The following is an 18,435-nucleotide window of genomic DNA, read 5'->3' as shown; positions in this document are numbered from 1 at the left end:
CCGTCCTTCAGTTCGTAACCATTAAGGTTTTTCTATCACCCGGGGGCCTCCGTCCCGCGGAAAGGGACTCCTACCGGATCGTCCGGTCGAGGAACTGCCGAATAGCCCCTGGTCCGGCCGGTACAAGGTCAGGGACCAACGGGGCCGGCGACTCTCCCCTCCTCATGTGCGTAGCCTCGTAGACTGACTGCGCGTGGGTCGGCTCCGCCGCGAGCAGGTCCATCCCGACGCGCTCGGACTCTGTGGCCTCGACGTGCTCGGCCCAGACGTGGTTCAGATCGTGTAACTCGTAACGGACTGCGTTCACACCCGCGTCGTCCAAGGCCGCAAAGAAGCGCCGACTCTGCTCAACGTCGACGACCTCGTCTTCCCGGCCGTGCATCAGCAGCGTGGGTGGGCTCTCACTCGTGACGTGGGTGACGGGACTGGCCTGCCGGTACCGCTTCGGGCGCTCGGACTGGTTCCCGCTGAGCAGTACCGGAACGATACCGTCAGAGTCCTCAGTAAGCGTGAAGTCCGCGAGTCCGTACCAGCTGATGACCGCTTGAACGGCGCCGGACTGTTCAGGCGCAACGGTCTTCTCAATCTCGTCGGAGAATGCGTCCCCGAGATCGGTCACGTCGTCGACAACCCCTACGAGCAGGGCAATGTGCCCACCGGCCGAGGAGCCCCACGCGGCGACGGCCTCAGCGTCGTATCCATACTCGCCGGCGTTGGCACGGAGCCATCGGATCGCGGCCTTCACGTCCACGAAGTGGTCGGGGAAGGTGCCCCTGGGCGTGGGGTTTGACGGGTCGCACATCTCTTCGACGGGTGAGTCGTCCGGGACATTCTGGAGACGGTAACTGACGCTAGCGATCGCGCAGTCCCACTCGGCGGCGTACCGCTCCGGCTCCGGGACGTTCGAACGGGTCTCCGCGACCCACCCCCCGCCGTGGACGTAGACCACCAGCGGCGGGGCGTCGCTGTCCGGGAGGTACAGGTCAAGCTTCAGTTGGCCGGCCGCGCGGTCGGCGTACGTGATTCCCTCGTGGACCGTGACGTCGTTCATCTCGGTCTGGAAGGGGTGGGGGAGTCGGATAAAGCTACGGGCCAAAAAACGACGGATCCACGGCAGCGGTGAGGAGAGAAGCGTCGAGAGAAGCGGACGTCTGGGTCGCGAGTTAGCCCTTGAGGCCGCCGACGACGAACCCGCGGACGTAGTACTTCTGCATCGAGACGAACAGGATGATCATCGGCACGAGGGTGATGGCCGTCGCCGCCATCAGCGGTGCCCAGAGCGTGTTCGTCTGGCCCTGGAAGAACCCGAGCGCGACCGGAAGGTTGAACAGCGCCGAGTCGCGCGCCAGGATGAGCGGCCAGAGGAAGGAGTTCCAGACCGTGATGAACGTGACGATCCCCAGCGTCACGAGCGCTGGCTTGAGCATCGGGACGACGATGCGCCAGAACACCCCGAATCGCGAACAGCCGTCGATGAGTGCCGCGTCCTCTAGGTCCGAGGGGAGTGTCTTGATGAACTGACGCATCAGGAATACCCCGAAGGCGCTGTACGTGTGTGGCAGGATGATCCCCAGGCGCGTGTTGACGAGCCCGAACTGGTTGAACCACGTATACACTGGGATGAACAGGATCATCGGGGTGATCATCAGTGTCGAGACGATAGCGAGGAATGTGAGATCTCGTCCCCGGAACTCCAGTCGGGCGAACGCGTAGCCTGCGAGCGTGTCGATGGCAAGGATAACGAGGGTCGCCCCGACAGCGTAGATGAGGGAATTCACGAAGAAGCCGATGAAGGGCTCGTCGAGCAGCGCCGTGTTCCCGGTCCAGACGTTGGTGTAGTTGATAAACGACCAAACTTCGGGGATTAGCTTCGGGGGCGTCACGGGCTGCCATCCCTCTCCCATGAGCGAGATCAGCAACATCGTGACGTAGGGGCCGGCAGTCAGGAGTGCCAGGGCCAACAAGTAAACGTGTGCGCCGAGGCGCTCGATACGGCCCTGTAGCGTGTCGGGACTCTCAAACAGCCGCTCGTGTTCAGACGTCATCGACTGGTCACCTCGCCGGCGTGTGCGTCAGTGGTGATTCCTGTCATTGGTAGTACTCCGTGTTACCCTGCAGCGGTTTGTACAGCAGTAGCGCCAGGAGGGCGGTGATGATGAACATCCCGATCGCGACCGTCGAAGCGCGGCCGAACTCGTTGTAGGTGAAGGCGAGGTTGTAGACGAGATACGACGGCACCATCGAGGCGTTCAGTGGTCCGCCCTGGGTCATGACGAACACGGTCGCGAACCCGAGTCGAGTCACCATGACCAGTTGGATGACGACCAGGAACAGCGTCGTCGGCTTCATCAGCGGCCAGATGATGTGACGCACGCGCTGGTACTTGTTAGCGCCGTCCATCGCCGCGGACTCCATAACCGAAGCCGGCAGTCCAGAGAGGGCCGCCATGTAGATCAGCATCGAGAGACCGAACGACCAGATCACCGACATGATGACCGACGGGACCGCCAGGGCCTGGCTCGACAGGAAGGGAATGTACTCGCCGACAGCACCGATTGCAAGCAGCAGCGAGTTCACGATACCGCCTTCGTTGGGGAACAGCATGAGCCGCCAGACGATGCCCCAGATGACCGGCGGTCCGGCGACCGGGATGATGAACGCGATGCGATACAGCGTGCTCCCACGGATCTTCTCCCGGAGGATCAGCGCTGCCGTGAACGAGAAGATGATGTTGGTCGGAATCTTCACGGCGCCGATGAGCAGGACGTTCTTGACCGCTGTCCACCAGACGTCGTAGTTGATTAGCCACCTGTAGTTCTCAAGCCCGACGAACTCGCCAGGGAGGTTGAGCAGGCTCGAACTGGTGAAGCTCAAGTAGATCCCGAAGGCGAGCGGGAAGCCGAGCACGAAGAGGATGATAGCGACCTTCGGGGCCACGAATAACCATCCCTCGATCGTTTCCTGACGCTGTAGCGACAGGTTATCGAAGAGGGAGCGGGCCCCGGACGACTTGTCCTCGGGTAGCTCTATCGACTGTTCTTCTGTTTCAGAGGCCATAATCGATGTTCAGCGTTGTACATGAAAGTTGTTTTGCTTCTGGTGGATCAGCGCGCGGTGAGCGTCGTGTGAATCGTGATACGGTGGATTACAGCGGGCCAGCCTGCGGTTCGGGTGCGTTGTACCCGACACTGGACTCGTCGACCGTGTTGTCCTCGGACTGCTGGATGTACTGTGCCCACTGCTCTTCTGCTTGGGTGAGCTGTCCCTGCGGATCGTTATTGTTGCTCTGAGCCAGTCGCTGCAGTGCGCCGCCCATAGTATCGTGGACGCGTCCACTGGCGATGTTCGTGGGAGTGGTCGTAATCGGATTGCCGGCCGCGTTCGTCGCGATGTCAGGGTAGCGATTCAGTATCGCCTCCTGCATGGATGCCCAGTCCTGCATGCTCTGGTGGACACGCCTCTGGACGTCCAGCCCGTTGGACTGCTCGACGAAGTCGGAGACGCCCTCGTCCTGCATCAGCTGGTACGCCTCGCGGTTCGGAACGGTCTGGGACGACGTGTTGAACCAGTTGTACTGGTTCTGGGCGTTATTGCGGTACTTGATGAACTCGGCAGCCGCCTCGGGGTTCGCACCCACCTCCTCCTTGAACGTCGTGTGGAGGATGAGCGCGACGCCGGTGTGGGGCTCGTACACACCGTAGTTCTCTGCGCCGTTCTTGGTCGGGTATGGAATAGTGTCCCACTCGATTTCGGCCTCGCTGGAGAACTGGACCCGGGAGTAAGTCGCGTGGCTGAGGAGGCCGATCTGGCCCGACATGAAGGGGTCCTGCATCTCGATCCACTCGTACGCGCCGGGGTTGTTCGTCCAGCCGTTCTCGATCGGAGTCCCGTAGAGCGCGTTCCACGCTTCGACTTCGGGATCGGACGCGGTCGTCAGCACGGTCTGGCTGTCCTGGTTCTGGTAACCGTTCCCGATCAGGCTCCCGGCCGTCCGCGACATCGTGCCCCAAAAGTTGTCCCACTCCTGGTTCGACGCGGCGTCCGAGAGGCCGAGGCCGACGCCGTTGACGGTACTTCCGTTGACTTCCGTCCCATCCATCTGCTCTGCGGCGTTGAGGTACTCTTCCCAGCTCCAGCTGCCCTCGGGGAGGTCACCGAGCCCCGCTTCGTTCCAGGCGTCGACGTTGACGTACATCAGGCCCGGTCGAACGCCCGAAATAAACGGAAGACCGATGACACCTCCGAAGTACGACCGCTGGAGTTCCATGTAGGGCTCGTAGAACTGCCCCAAGATATCCTCGTCGACGTAGTTGTCGATGTAGGAGAACGGCGACTCTTCCTCAATCGTCGACCGGTCCTTCCCGACTGGGTCGTAGTACTGACGGGTGAACGTCCACGCGACGTCCGGTGCGTCGTCCGACCCGATCGCCGTCCGGACAGCCTGCCCGTGGTCGCCGTACGGATTCGTTACCTGCTCGACCCGGATCCCCTTCTCTGCACCCGGTCCTTCGTTGAAGGCTTGGACGATTTCGTCTTCGCCCGCGTTCGAGGGGTCCGTCGAGTGGGGCCACCGCCAGTACTCGATGGTGGTTACTTGATCCGAGTCGCCGTTCGTCGTTCCGTTCTCACCATCGCCACCGCCACCGCCGTCGCCACCGCCGCCGGAACAGCCGGCAAGAGCAGCGACGCCAGTCGCGGTGGCCATCTGGAGCCAATTCCGTCGCGTCACATGGCGCTTTGAACGAACGTTCGGCTCTGTGGAACGGCTTTCGTCACTATCTGTCATACAAATCGGTGAACGTAATTAACGAATATAAACGTTTGCATAAGTCCAGTACTCGTTTGATAGTCTGTTACGGACGGGCGAACCGCCGCTCTCAAGTCCGCGGCCGGTGAGTATCGGCTATGAATGACGGGACGACCCCGAATCGGCTCGAGGGGGTGACCGCGAGATGACCGTCGTCGAGAGCCTCCGCTCGACGCTCCGAAACGGCTATCGGAACCTGGTCGGAACCGTCGTTGTGAGCCTGCTGGTCTCGCTGTCGATGTTACCGCTGGCCGCAACGACTACCGTTGGGACGGTTCCCGCGGTTCTGGGTGGTCTGTGGACGAGTTGCCTCCTGCTTGGTATCACACTGATTGCCGGGTTCCGGTTTGCGACGACCGTCGCGGAACGAGGCGTACCGATCGCCGTTCTTCCGCCGATCCGCGCCACGCTGGGCACACCGATGACCGGGCTCGCCCTCGGTGGGCTCACGTTTCTGATCACCACCGGGAGCCTCGTACTCGTCTCGGTGATACCGCCAGCGTATGGGGCGTTTGCCGTCGGAATCGCAGTGACCTTTCCGATCGAGTGGTACCTGCTCGTCGCGTTCTCGGTGCCCGAACTGGGCGCTGGCCAGCCGCTCAGCGCCTCACTCCGGACTGGCCTCGCCCGACTGCTCGACGCACCGCGTGCGGCCGCAGTCTTCCTCACCGCCTCGTTCTTGTTCGTTCTGCTCGCGGGCGTGACAGTTATCACGATCGGACTGTTCCTGCCGGGGACGCTCTGTCTACTGGCTGCCCACGTCACACTAGGCGTGGACGCTGATCACTCCGCAGGCTGATCCATTCATGTGGTCTCCTCCCCGCTGGTATCGTCCGACGAGCCGATGGGCTCGTGTCCCTCACTCTCAGTTGCGGCGATCCTGACGATTTCGGTGCCGACAAGCTGGACGAACCCTGGCAGGACGAGGACTGGCGCAATGATCAACGGGATCGCCAGGAGCGTCCATCCGGCCGACTGGACGACGAGCCAGCCGGCCGCCACCGGTTCCTCAAGGATCAACGTGATAGCATCGCCAAACGCCGAACGGACTTCCCGCGGATTCTCGAGGGCCGCCCAGAGCGTCAGTGCGTACGTCACGAGGACGAACCAGCCGATCAGCACGTAGACGCCGACGAGTCCGAGACTGAGCGTTAGAACGTCACCTCCGGGAATCGAGAGTAGCGTTATCGCGAGCGCCGAGGCAAGAAACGTCCCGATACCCACCACCGGCCCGACGTACTTGGCCTCGCGCAAGCCTGCCCAGAAATAATCCGTCCCGAGCGACACCTCCCGCTCGAGGATGACCGTCATCAATCGGGCACCGGCCGCCCAGACGAACCCTAGCAGGAACGACGACGTCCAGAGCCCGATCAGGGCACCCGCCCCACCGGCCACCAGAATTCCGGTGACGAATGGAAGCAATGAGACCGTCACACCGACGCTCACCAGCAGGACGGCGAACGGATTGCGGACCGTCAACCGCGCACTGCGGACGACTGCGCTGGCGTATGTCATACCCACACTGGACGAGCCACGTCCAATACTCCTGCGGTCCCAGCCAATCCAACGTACGTTGGATCTTGTCCGCTATCACCGGAAAATTCTCATCCGAATCGCGTCGGTGTCCCTGGTCCGGTGTGTCTCGGACTTCGGCCAATTTGTCGTCAATACCGACCTGTGAAACCGATACCAGAGCTCTGATTTGTAATCAATCCACTGCCGAGGCAAGAATTTGGTCCGGTAATACCGGATATTTGTCTGTCGAGACCACACGGAAAGGGAGCAACCTTCCAACTGGGAACTAACGAGGCGGCCAGTTAGAATAACAAGTGTACCACTATTACTATCTGCGTGCGTCGGACGAAATTCCGCTGATCCGCCGAAACCGACGGGGTAGAGAATAGCTCCACTGTCCCCGCTCCATCTAGATCGTGATATTCCGGTATTGTCGGAAGAGAGTTGTCAGATTTGACCACCACCAGCGTCGATCGGTGGCAAAAACGGGAGGTGACCGGGAGGTAGCTCGGTATCTCGACGCCCCGGCGCGAAGAGTTAACAGACGACCTCGCCAAGTCGCGCGGCGATAGAGCACAGCCAAGCCGGCGACCCGGTGACAGTCCCGGAGTTGCTGACCAGCCCCACACTCGACATCGGTCCACACCCCGGCTTCGATGAGTTCGTCTTGTAACGAAGAGAGCGCTCCCAGAAACGGGTTGAATACGAGGTTCTCTACTGTGCTCGTGGTGAGGTTCTGTGCGGTATGTGCGAGGACGGCGAATAGGAGACTGCCGCCGGTGCTACTGTAGATCCAGCCCAGCACAAACGAGATGGCTGTCGTTTCGAAGAGGTACAGTTCGAACGGAGACTGAGCGAAAATATCGCTGCCGACGAAAAACAGCGGATAGTGCCAGCACGGCCAGAGAACGCCCAACACGAGATTGGCCACCACGGCATCATACCCGATCCTGTAACCGCGGGAGAGCGAATCCGCGCAGCCCACTCTTCGTCAAGTCCGGCCCCGACGAGGGCGACGAACACGAATTGAAAGGGGAGCGCGATCAGTTTCTCTGGGATCATCCTAGTGGCGAGCGTCTCCCCGACTGCCACGTGGATACCGGCGGTAGTCAGCCGAATGAGTGAGGCTTGCTCTCCTTGCGGTCCGGTACGAGCTTGGCAAGTCCTACCGGCAGACAATCGACTTCGATCACAAATCAGTCCAGTTTAAGGACAATTCTATCCGATAATTGTGCCTGGCATCGAAATATGTTAACCTATCTACCGTACTCATCATATCAATCGTAGATCTCATACTAATTTCGCCCCTCTCTAAACCTATGTATTCATTCCGAAGAGATTTATTGTCGATACCACCCTTTCCGAGATTTTCTTACAGCTCTATTTCCCTATACAGATCTATCTACGGATATTCTATACCCTTTCACCGGCTAATTACACATACATCGAACAGTGGATCGACGAGCTTGTCGACCACCGAGAACTCTTCGCCATCGAGTTGGTCCTTCGCACTGGTAAGAACCTCTTCAGGGACCGACGGCTCCTCGTCGGACAAGCTTGACTCCTCTCAGCGTTGTGCGATATGGTTTCTCGAGCGACGTCGTGATGCATACCAAGACGATGTTCTAGAGTTCGTTGCCAGCGATGCCGCTGTATCCGGGCTCAGCTCGGCCGCCATGCTTTCGGGAACCGTCTCGTCATAGCCCGCCTCGTAGTGTGGCACCGACATCACCGTCTCCTTGTATATCAATACCACCCGCCGCAGCGTGCTGTCCGTCGCGTTTCCCGAGCGTATTGTCTGGTGGTGTTTAGTAGACGATCCACCTGCTGTTGCGATTGCTGACACCACAGAGACAGGATTGAGTGCCGCTACGCGGTCCGCAAACTCTTTGAATGCGTCGCATTCGTTCAGAACCCGATGGCGTTCACACTGACATGCTTCACTTGCGGAACGCACATGTCCCAGTCCTACCAGTACTCCCACTCCAATGAATACGATTCCAGCGACGACGCTTGGGTCGATTACGAACCCAGCGAACTCACAAGAGAGCCCTCGACAACCATCTGTCGCTGGCTCTATGTCTTTCACTGGAAACAGCACTGTAGCAACTGCTTGACCGCTCACCATTCTGGTCAACATAGACCATACTTCTATGGCACCTCTCCGCCACGTGGTGAGTGGTTCCATGGCGTGCGGTCCGGACGGTCCGCGCTATCTACGTGCAACGCCACGATGTCGAAGTCATAGAGTCAGTACGTGCAATTAGCGCGACTAGCGGAAGTGACAGGGCTGGTAGCTGTTGGATGGGCCGTGGTGAATCGCCAGACGGTGCTTGATTTCACGGTTTCACAGCCTGCTTGATGTTGTAAACTGCACACATCAACACGAGTTCTCGAAACTCGCCATACCAAGTTCGCGCACGCACGGCGTCGCCGAGCGTGCGCTTGATCGTCGAGAAGACGGTCTCACACAGCGCTCGTTGCCGGTAGCGAGGCCCATCGATCACGCGCATAACGCGCGGATCGATGGGCCGGAACTCACGATGCTTTATCAGTGGTCTCACGCCTTCTTCGCGGAGTTTTTCGCGTAACTCCATCCAATCGTAGCCCTTGTCGGCGGCGAGGCTGGCAAGGTCGCCCGCGTTGCGGCGGGCGACCTGCCAGCCGAGCTGTGTGTCGTGCGTTTTCTCAGTCGTACAGTGAACGTCCAGAATCGCGTGGCTTTCTGTGTCCACGAGAGCGGTTGTTTTGAGCGTCTGCACCCGGTAATTCGTCCGCCGGCAGTAGTGATTGCTAGCGTTTTCGCGGTCGAAGAACGTCGCGTCGATAGCAGCGTGTCCGCTCGGGTCGTGCAACTGCGCCGAGAGGCGCAGCAGCACTCGCCAGAGTGCTGTCTTGATCCTGTCAAACCACTTCACTAGCGTCGAGTGATGTGGGAGATCGGCCGCCTCGAGGCCGATCTCCCCAAGAATATGTGGCATCTCGCTCAGCAAATCAAGTGATTCTCGGTAGGATTTCTCCAAGTAAACCCGCAGACAGTGCAGCGACAGCACCGCATACTCGGCGAAGCCGCCACCCCCTTCGGGGGCGGCGACTTCGCCTCGGTCTCCAACAGCATTTTTAGCTAACTGGACCGCTTTGCTAGTGAAGCGGGAAATCTTAGACATGAACCATCTGCGGTTTCCCGCTTCACCTTCCTAGTTCTGACGGTCGAAGCCGACGCCGTACAGCGATTCACCAGAGCCTAATGGGAACAAACGAATGGCGATTCAGTATGGTCTCCTCGGTCTCGGAGTTCCACTTGCACTGAGCGGATACGCTCCGCTCGCCACACTCGGAGCAGCTATGGCTGTACTAAGTGCAGGAGTAGCTTGGAGAATCGACCGTCGCATCCTTGAACAGGTCACCGGATAGTAGACCTGTGAATCAATAAATACGCAGTCCTACCGAACGGCTGTTTCAGGGAGGCGTGTCGAACCAATAGGATTTCAACAGAGCCACATAAGTATATTGACCAGAATATGGAAGCAAGTAGCATAATGTCCTCCTCCACTTTTCGAGAACGAATCCGTCCGAAAGCGTTGTTGGTTATGCTGGCGATTGTAGCGATTGCTACGTACCTTGAGTTCGTTTATCTTGGTCAGCCAAATATATTCTCGGTGCTCATCTGGATTATCGTTGTTCCATTAGTGCTCTCAGCAACGGTTGAAGGCGTCCGAGATCATCCACTCTACCAACCAATCTTCTACGGGGCCCTCATCGCAATTGGTGTCCTGCAATATCTTGATGGAGAGTGGACTCTCCTTGCGGGCGTCTTCGTTCTTGGTGGAGTCATCGGTTTGCTTTCCCAAGTACACAATAGACGAAATACTTCCCTCGCCTAACGGTGATCCGTAGCGCGGTTTCTTAATTCAATAGCGGGTACGAGAACGTTGGGAGATACGCAGTCCTATCTAACGGCAGATTCATCGGGAAAGCTATCGAAACAATAGGATTTCAACAGAGCCGCTATTTGTACTGACCGTCAGTCTGGTCGGTGGAGCATGCGGCGGTAATCACGACCAATAGAGCTATCTTCTCTCAAATTGATATTATTGGTGTATAATATTTTTCAATACCACCTGTGTTTTTTTATTGTGCCAATATATATTACAGATTGTATGATTGGTAACGGTGAGTCATCCGAGTGCGTGTAATGGCTCATTTGTCGGCACGCACGGATGCAGCTTATCAGAACGATTATCACCACAAGCTCCGTGGCCGGCTCTGGGACGCGCTTGACGATACCAAGTACGATCAACGCCATGACGACGGCCAGCCGCCGGGGTTCGCCTACTCCAACCCGTTCCCTCCCCACGATATGGAGGCAGGTGATGACCGGAAGCTATTGGTCGCCTCGCCAGAGGAGGAGTTACTGGCACACGTCGCTGCTGACTTGCTGGAGGAACCGGAACTGAACATCGGCGAAATGCCGTTTCGCGTTGACGATGTCACGTCGCTGTCGCCCGATGTCGGCGAGCCGGGCACGCGCGGGACAATTGAAACCGGAACTGGTCTACTGGTTCGGATTCCACCGTGGCGATGCGACGAGTACGGTATCGACCATCCCGGCGGCGACACCGCCGTCTTCTGGCGGCCGGAACATTCGATGGAGCCGCTCCGGAGGCAGTTGGAGGACAACCTCGATCAGAAACATGACCGCTTCGCCCACGACTACTTACCGGGGCCGAGCGATGTCGACGGCGACCTGTTCGACGGCTACGAACTACTCAAGACGTTCGCCATCCCAGTGACTGTCACTGAGGGCCAAGAGATGACCTACGTCCTGAGCAAATGGCAGTTCGAGTACACGGTTCGGGACGATCATCACCGTCGACACTTGAACCTCGCGTTGGATTGTGGGCTCGGTGAACGGAACTCGCTGGGGCTCGGATTTGTGAATCTCAAGGAGGCAAACTGATGAACACGGAAGCCCTTGAGGACGTGGCTGACAAAACGATTGAATCGACGATTCCACGTCGTCCGGTCGCATCGCTCCGTGACATCGAGGTGCTCTACGGGGCCCTGTATACGCTCGGTCGAGGATTGACGGGGCCATATGGCGCATACCTGACTCCGGACGCTGCTGCCGATCAGATTGGAAACGAGACACTAGTTGTCGTTCGTGTCGATCTCAGAGGTGAAAAAGCAACACTCGGAGACCCACCAGTCAGGCTCGAAATGTTCCCTGAGGATCTGGTGTCACGTGTAGCCCATTCAAAATTCAGTGCTGCGATGGGCGTTGATCACAGCATCACTCATCAGTCTGGACAGACCAACGGACCGGAAAAGCATAGCGACCATGCTTTCGAGCGATTGGAGCGCTGGCCTACAGAAGATGCTGTAATCGAAGCGGCATCAGAACACGATGACGGCTGGCTAATTGAGACGTTAGCGGAGTTGGGAGAAGATGATTCAGTCGAAACAAAAATTCGAGAGGAAGTCGAGTCACTCGTTTCCAAAGAAGGACAACTCCTCCATACAGTCGCTATTGCATTCGACGATGATGTGTTGACCACAACGGCGCAGTTCCAGCCCGACGAAATGTGGCATTATCCCGGTGAAATCGAAGTTCTTCAAGAAGCAATGGCGGCTCGCAAGACGGGTAAATTTCGAGCGAAAAACGAAGCCGAAGACGCCTCCGGCGACGGGACGTGCTTCGTTTTCGACACTGACGAAACGGTCTACGGTGTCGTTGACGACCCGATGAAGCACTATCTCTCAAAACAGATGGAGAAGTTCCCCGCTCTCAATGCTGATCAGTCGTGGCAGACGCAAGGCCTCGGTCGTGATGCGGCGATTCGGGCACAGAACGCGGACACGTTCCTTGATGCGTGTGCTATCCCAGCTCCCGGGACGTCAGCGTTCTATCTCCCGTATCCGACGGGGAAGATTGACGCGGACAGCGCAAGAGCAGTATATGAACTACTGAGCGAACAAGTTGAGGCGGACGATGAAGAATCTCCTGTCGGAAACAAGTATCGTCGGCTCAAGAAGCTTGATAGACTAGATACGATCCGGTTCTCGCTCATCATTGTTAACAAATATCAAAAAGATCGGTGGCGGGTTCTTGCGGCGACCCCAACAGCATCAATTCACATCATTGAAGAAATAACCCAGCAACACCGGACTGTACAAAATAGCCGATGGGTTGAGAAAAAAGAAATATTCCCGAAACGCGAGAAGTTCCCTCTGCTCAGTATTACGGAACCGGAACCTCTCTCAAATGTTATCTCCAGTGTCGCATATCTTGGAGAGACTTGTCTCGGTGATGACGCCGATGATCCAAGTAGTGACGATTTCCGATTCCGAGGGACGGCGACGATTGCCAGTGGAAAACAGCTTCGCGTTGAGGAGTTACTTGAAGAGTACGTCGCAAAGTTGGTAGACCGATTCGATCCGGACAGCCAATATCCGTTCCCGATAGCGACTCTCGCACAGCAGTACGTGCAGCTTAATGCGCTTAGAGCGTGTGACTTGCTCACCGCAGATGATGAGCGACTCGTAACACAGCCACAACACATGAGCGATCAGACATCACAGACGACGGCAAATAATCGTCAAGAACAGTTCGAGCAGTTCATCGAAGACCACCCAGCATTGAGCGATAAAACGAGGGAGGGAGTATTTGCTCTCGGCGCACTTGTCGGCCGCATTTCCCGGTACCAAAGTAGAGAAGGTAAGAGCATGACGGCGGTCAAACAGTATCCGATAGACAACCTCACCAAACACAATATCAGGCGAATTGCGACGGAGGTTGTTGATAGCAACATCGTCTATTCTGATGAATATGCAGGGACGATGTACGGAGAATTAATGGATACTGTGTGTGACGGCCTTGAAACAGCCGAACCAACCGACTGGGAGCTATCGACGCAAGATCTTCGCTTCCACTACGCGATGGGCATCGCCTACGGACAAAACGATTCCAGCACTTCGGAGACTAACAATGAGTAACGATAATATCGTCGAGAACCGTTCGGAAATCGTCTTCCTGTACGATGCCGTTGATGCGAACCCAAACGGTAATCCGCTCAGTGGAGCGAACAGACCGCGAATCGATCCTGTAACCAACGAGGCAATCGTCACTGACGTTCGGCTGAAACGCTACCTCCGCGATCAGTTTGAGGCAGACGGTGAGGGTGTCTACATTACGAGCGAACGCGGAGAATACGCCAAAGAGCGAGAGGAGTTACTCAAAGATACGTTTGGTGTGACGACCGTTGAGGAAATCGAAGACGAGGGATTCGATGGCTTCGACAGATTCCTCGACAATGCAATCGACGCTCGATTGTTCGGTGCAACGTTCAGCATTGACACCGATGCTGATGAACTTATAGAAGCCCTGGAAACGCATCTGCCTGATCATCTTACGGGTCCGGTCCAGTTCTCACCCGGAAAGACGCTCCACCCTGTCGAGGTAAACGAGGAGTACAATAGCCTCACTAGTGTTATCGGAACCGACGACGAAAAAGAACAGGGCGGATTCGATCTGGATGATCACCGGATCAAATACGGCCTGATCGGGTTCCATGGATTGGTTGATGAACACGGCGCAGAGGATACCAACCTCAAAACAGAGGATATTGAGCGACTGGATTCAACCTGTTGGCGTGCGATCAAAAACCAAACAATCACCCGTAGTAAGGTCGGACAGGAGCCACGGCTCTACGTTCGTGTCGAGTACGACACTGACAGTTTCCATATTGGTGGCCTCACGCACGAACTCGATGTTGTCGGCGACGACGAAGACGCCCGCTCCTACCGGACAGTCCAAGACGTAACAGTCGATGCGACGGACCTCGTCTCCCGTCTCAATTCCCATGAGGATCGCATTCAGACCGTGCATGTCGTTGCTGACGATGCGCTAGACATAGCACTTGAAGGCGAGACACTTGACGACGGATTCGTTAGTGCGCTCGAAGATCGCTTCGAATCAGTCCACGAAATCGATGTCTACGATCACTAACGGATCATACAGGGATGCAATCAGAACTGGACGACCACATCGACGAGAGTACGAGCCAAGACACTGAGGCAACTTCCCGTTCTCTTCCAGATCGGTGCCTGTCGTTTCGGCTATCCGGGCCGTGGGGGCATTTCCGCCGCGTTGAGGGGAACACAGTGAAAACCACGTACCGAATAATCCCAAGAACAACCGTCGCTGGGCTCTTGGCCGCAGTTTTGGGTATCGGGCGTAACCAGTATTACGACCTGTTCGGCCCCGAGTCATCTGCGATGGCTATTGAGCCGGTGAGCGAACTGCGGACAATAAATCTCCCAGTAAACAACCTCACTACATCACAAGAAGGGCTGAAAGGAGTCAATACATACGGAAAAGTCAGTGTCTACTATCCAGATCCGACAGAGGATAGACAGCGAACGAATTACGAAGTCCTCGTTGAGCCCGAGTATCGAATCGATCTTTGGCTTGCTGATGGCGAACGGTACGACGAACTTCGAGAATATCTCGCGGAAGGAAAGGCATACTACACGCCGTCGCTTGGTCTCTCCGAATACTTGGCTGACATCGAATACCTCGGCGAATACGAGGTAACAGCGGTAGCACAATCTGAACCACACGCTGTCGATTCTGCGGTTCCAGACCCTGATGGCGTGATACCGGAACCAAACGTCAACTATGGAACGGAACGATCACCGGCGTTCATGGAACGGACAACAGCGTCCGGAGAATTCTCGGGACGGCGAACGACGAGCTACCTGACCTATACGTATAGTCCGGATGGAAATTCACTCACCGTTTCAGATACAACGACGGCAAGCGTTGACAATCGAACTGTGGTGTTCAGATGACGTGGACGCTTGACTCGGGGCAGGAAATCATTTCCCATCCGTCGGAGACGAATCGTGAACAAAAACCGCTCTGGGATCACTTGACTGGAGTAAGTGACCGAGCTGCTGCTGTGTCCGAGAACTCACGATCACAGACTGAGAGTCCACTCAGTAATAAAGCTCGGCTTCTCGGTCTAGCTCACGATTTTGCGAAGGCTACACCGGCATTTCAACGATACATCCGAGATGAGTTCTATGACCCTCCAAAACACCATGCAAGACTCGGTAGTTTGGTTGCCTACTTCTTTCTTGAACAGAACGGATATGAGCGAGAAACTCGGTTAGCCGGAATGCTCGCCGTTGCTAAACACCACGGCGATGTCCCGGATGCAGCGAGCTATATCCGAAAGACGTTCGATGAACCTCGAATCGATCCTGTGGGGAGCAATCAAACCATTCAGGCAATTGAGCAAGCCAAAACAATCGAAGAACATGCCGAGACGTTCGCCCGTGATCTGTTCAGGGAAGCAGTCGGTGAAGGTGCTTGGAACGATTTTCTAGAAAAAATCGGATACGTCTCTGACTCACCCATTCTTACAGATATCGTGGAAGATGCAGGTAAGAAAGGGGGGTTCGCTGGGGAACTGGAAGTGAAAGGTACCCGGTTCAATGAGTCAATATACACAACGCATTTGATCCTGTTTGGCGCGCTAACGTTTGCAGATAAGACGGATGCTGCAGGAATCGGCTCCGATGATAACCGACTATGGGGTAAGTATCCGTCACTCGATAAACTTGAAACACATCTAAATGAGCTTGGAGGAGAACCGCAAAACGATATTGAAAATCAGCTAAACGAGGTCAGAACCGAGGTCCAAGACGAGATCCCGGCACAGACACACGAATTTCTTGAAAGCAATCAATCGGTGGCCACGTTAACGCTTCCAACAGGGTACGGAAAAACATTCGCTGGCCTGCTTGCGGGCCTTACACTCTGTGATGACCACGATGGACGACTCGTGTATGCACTTCCGTTTACGTCGATCATCGACCAGACATCGGGAACCCTACAGGAAGTTTTCGAGACAGATACATCCGGTAATCTGCTGACGGTACATCACCACCTCGCAGAAACAAGAACCGATACCGAAAACGAAGAGGAAGACGAAACGGACGAACACGCTTCACACGAGGTGCTACTGGCAGAGAGTTGGCGAACCGGGCTGACGCTAACGACCTTTGTACAGTTGTTTGAGAGTCTCGCTGGCCCACGAAACGGACAGTCGCTCAAACTGTCCGCGCTTCAGGGTAGCACTGTTATTATCGATGAGCCACAGGCGATCCCACAGCACTGGTGGCCCATCGTTCGGAAGCTCATCAATATGCTGACTGAGCAGTTCGATGCGCAGGTGTTGCTTATGACCGCTACCCAACCCTCTCTCGTTGAGGGTTCGTTCGAACTTATTCCATCTGAACAATTGCTCGAGATCGAACAATCCGCTTTCACTGGTGACCCACCATCGAGAGTACAGTATCAACTCCATCCGACAGCACTAGTCACCGAAAACGAGGATCGATTATCCCACCCAGATGGAGCAAACCTGCTCGCAGAAACCATCGTAAGCGGAGATACGACGTTAGCGATCTGCAACACGATAGAAAGCACTCGAACGCTTACGAGAGAATTTGTGGATAGTATCTCAGAATCCAAGACTGATCCGGTCACTGTCTCTGAATTGTATGAAGAGCAGCTTGATGAAGACGAAATCGGTGGGCTGTCAGCGACAAAGGAGTACGACGGCAAGCCACGACCGAGTATTGAGCGCGGGCGGCTCGTTCGCGCTGTTGTCGAGGAGCTTCGAACAAAAGAGACAGCAGCATATCTACACTTGACAACGCGTGTGCGCCCGTGCGACAGGCAGTTTCTCCTTGCTGTTGCGAACGACCTCGCCGGGATGGATATTCTATTCGCACTCATCTCGACACAACTCGTTGAAGCTGGGGTCGACATCAGCTTCGACACTGTCTACCGCGACTTCGCCCCCCTAGATTCGATAGTACAGGCGGCGGGTCGGTGTAACCGCTCCTACGAACGCGCACCGGAAACTGGTGTTACCACTGTCTGGCAGCTCGAACCTCCCGGCGAAGGCAACACACCTCCATCAACCGCGGTGTACGCACCGAACCGAAACCGAGGGGAGACTGATCTCCTGATGCACACTCGATCCGTTCTCGAAACCGTACGGGACGAACACGGAACCGCGTTTGCTGACGAGGTTCTGGCAAAGGATGCTATCGAACGCTACCATGATACTGTTGGAGAACGTGTTCACAGCGTCTCCGAGAGCAATGATCTCGTGACTGCATTCGAGCAGGCAGACGGGAAGACACTGCGCGAAGCATCACTCATCGAACGTCGGCAGTCCGTTGAGGTATACGTGTGTCGGACTAAGGAGGAACACGACTCCGCAACGGCCATTGAATCACTTATGAAAGAACGGAAGTTCGATAAGGTAGATTCAAAACGGGATGAATTGGCATCGATTCGAGTTTCGATTCCGGTCCCAAGAGCAAATACGGATGCAGCGAGCGGTATCCTTAGTCTGGAGCCGTTACTCGATGAAGAGGAGAAGCGGCACGACCCAGAACGGATTCTCCCTGCATCGAATTCAATATTCGACCCAGAATATGGCGTGCAACCGAGCGAATACGGTGTGGAGGATCGATTCTTTTGACGGTCGCTGATCCTGTTGACCGGCTCCTGGCCACGGCCCGCGGTGAGCCAGTCAACGAGCCGTTCCGCGTGACCGGCGTGATGGTGCAGTACTACTACGTGTGCAAACGAGAACTCTGGTTCGAAAGCCGGAACCTCGAAATTGACCGTGAGAACGCGACCGTCGTCCGTGGCACCCGTGTTGACGAGACAGCCTACAGCGACAAACGCGAGAACCTCCATCTCGGAATGATCTCACTGGATCTGCTTGACGACGGCCGTGTCGTTGAGGTCAAACCGTCCTCGACATTGACTGAACCGGCCGAGATGCAGTTGTCGTACTACCTATGGTATCTTGACCGTGTGGCCGATATTCAGCGGGACGGAGTCTTAGCTCATCCACGGGAACGAAAGCGAGAGCCGGTCGAACTTACCACGGAGCGGAGCGAAAAAGTCGAAACTGCGATCCGCGGAATCCACGATATCGTCAGTCAGTCTTCGCCACCGCCGGCCGAGGAGAAACCGTTCTGTGACTCCTGTGCGTACCACGACTTCTGTTGGTGTTAAC

General features: G+C 56.3%; 16 protein-coding genes. 8 read left to right on the top strand and 8 right to left on the bottom strand.

The window, feature by feature from the left end; genetic code table 11:
• Positions 1 to 70: 70 nt before the first annotated feature.
• From VI123_RS18035 to VI123_RS18020, 4 genes are all read right to left on the bottom strand, one after another.
• A complete protein-coding gene (locus tag VI123_RS18035; RefSeq protein ID WP_336339457.1) occupies positions 71 to 1,051 on the bottom strand; it encodes an alpha/beta hydrolase in 981 nt (326 codons plus the stop codon).
• A 112-nt stretch (positions 1,052 to 1,163) separates the two neighbouring features.
• Positions 1,164 to 2,045 carry a carbohydrate ABC transporter permease gene (locus VI123_RS18030; RefSeq protein WP_336339456.1) on the bottom strand — a complete coding sequence of 294 codons (882 nt, stop codon included), beginning with the start codon at positions 2,043 to 2,045 and terminating at the stop codon, positions 1,164 to 1,166.
• Between the two features lie 43 nt (positions 2,046 to 2,088).
• Complete coding sequence (locus VI123_RS18025; RefSeq protein WP_336339455.1) at positions 2,089 to 3,057, bottom strand: carbohydrate ABC transporter permease; 969 nt, start codon at positions 3,055 to 3,057, stop codon at positions 2,089 to 2,091.
• Positions 3,058 to 3,145: 88 nt separating this feature from the next.
• Entirely contained in the window at positions 3,146 to 4,705 is a 1,560-nt protein-coding gene (locus VI123_RS18020) for an ABC transporter substrate-binding protein (protein ID WP_336339454.1), read from the bottom strand.
• A 247-nt stretch (positions 4,706 to 4,952) separates the two neighbouring features.
• On the opposite strand from VI123_RS18020, the gene VI123_RS18015 reads away from it, so the two are divergent.
• Positions 4,953 to 5,606, top strand: a complete 654-nt coding sequence (locus VI123_RS18015) for a hypothetical protein (RefSeq protein ID WP_336339453.1) — start codon at positions 4,953 to 4,955, stop codon at positions 5,604 to 5,606.
• A gap of 5 nt (positions 5,607 to 5,611) precedes the next feature.
• On the opposite strand, the gene VI123_RS18010 is transcribed toward VI123_RS18015, so the two are convergent.
• From VI123_RS18010 to VI123_RS18005, 4 genes are all read right to left on the bottom strand, one after another.
• On the bottom strand, positions 5,612 to 6,322 hold the full coding sequence (locus VI123_RS18010; RefSeq protein ID WP_336339452.1) for a hypothetical protein: 711 nt from the start codon (positions 6,320 to 6,322) through the stop codon (positions 5,612 to 5,614).
• 409 nt (positions 6,323 to 6,731) lie between these two features.
• Positions 6,732 to 7,253, bottom strand: a complete 522-nt coding sequence (locus VI123_RS19335; RefSeq protein WP_407067021.1) for a CPBP family glutamic-type intramembrane protease — start codon at positions 7,251 to 7,253, stop codon at positions 6,732 to 6,734.
• 636 nt (positions 7,254 to 7,889) lie between these two features.
• Entirely contained in the window at positions 7,890 to 8,450 is a 561-nt protein-coding gene (locus VI123_RS19405) for a DUF7260 family protein (protein ID WP_455429077.1), read from the bottom strand.
• Positions 8,451 to 8,661: 211 nt separating this feature from the next.
• A complete protein-coding gene (locus VI123_RS18005; RefSeq protein WP_336339451.1) occupies positions 8,662 to 9,489 on the bottom strand; it encodes an IS5 family transposase in 828 nt (275 codons plus the stop codon).
• Positions 9,490 to 9,861: 372 nt separating this feature from the next.
• Here VI123_RS18005 and VI123_RS18000 point away from each other — a divergent pair, with 372 nt between their 5' ends.
• The 7 genes from VI123_RS18000 (at position 9,862) to cas4 (ending at position 18,434) form a co-directional block, all read left to right on the top strand.
• Positions 9,862 to 10,206 carry a hypothetical protein gene (locus VI123_RS18000; RefSeq protein ID WP_336339450.1) on the top strand — a complete coding sequence of 115 codons (345 nt, stop codon included), beginning with the start codon at positions 9,862 to 9,864 and terminating at the stop codon, positions 10,204 to 10,206.
• Positions 10,207 to 10,517: 311 nt separating this feature from the next.
• Positions 10,518 to 11,282: a CRISPR-associated endoribonuclease Cas6 gene (cas6, locus tag VI123_RS17995; RefSeq protein WP_336339449.1), complete on the top strand. Its 765-nt coding sequence runs from the start codon at positions 10,518 to 10,520 to the stop codon at positions 11,280 to 11,282.
• Positions 11,282 to 13,318: a type I-B CRISPR-associated protein Cas8b/Csh1 gene (cas8b, locus tag VI123_RS17990; protein WP_336339448.1), complete on the top strand. Its 2,037-nt coding sequence runs from the start codon at positions 11,282 to 11,284 to the stop codon at positions 13,316 to 13,318. Before cas6 ends, cas8b begins: the two co-directional genes overlap by 1 nt.
• The gene (gene cas7b / locus VI123_RS17985; RefSeq protein ID WP_336339447.1) at positions 13,311 to 14,330 is read left to right on the top strand and encodes a type I-B CRISPR-associated protein Cas7/Csh2; all 1,020 of its coding nucleotides are present in this window, start codon (positions 13,311 to 13,313) and stop codon (positions 14,328 to 14,330) included. Before cas8b ends, cas7b begins: the two co-directional genes overlap by 8 nt.
• A 14-nt stretch (positions 14,331 to 14,344) precedes the next feature.
• Positions 14,345 to 15,175, top strand: coding sequence for a type I-B CRISPR-associated protein Cas5b (gene cas5b, locus VI123_RS17980; RefSeq protein ID WP_407067018.1), 831 nt, complete (start codon positions 14,345 to 14,347; stop codon positions 15,173 to 15,175).
• A complete protein-coding gene (locus VI123_RS17975) occupies positions 15,172 to 17,889 on the top strand; it encodes a CRISPR-associated endonuclease Cas3'' (protein WP_336339446.1) in 2,718 nt (905 codons plus the stop codon). Before cas5b ends, VI123_RS17975 begins: the two co-directional genes overlap by 4 nt.
• Positions 17,886 to 18,434, top strand: a complete 549-nt coding sequence (gene cas4, locus VI123_RS17970) for a CRISPR-associated protein Cas4 (protein WP_336339445.1) — start codon at positions 17,886 to 17,888, stop codon at positions 18,432 to 18,434. The genes VI123_RS17975 and cas4 overlap by 4 nt, the downstream gene beginning before the upstream one ends.
• The last annotated feature ends 1 nt before the right edge of the window (position 18,435 follow it).

Source organism: Haloarcula sp. DT43, from assembly GCF_037078405.1.
GTDB classification, from domain to species: domain Archaea; phylum Halobacteriota; class Halobacteria; order Halobacteriales; family Haloarculaceae; genus Haloarcula; species Haloarcula brevis.
This window is presented reverse-complemented; position numbering and strand designations above follow the sequence as displayed.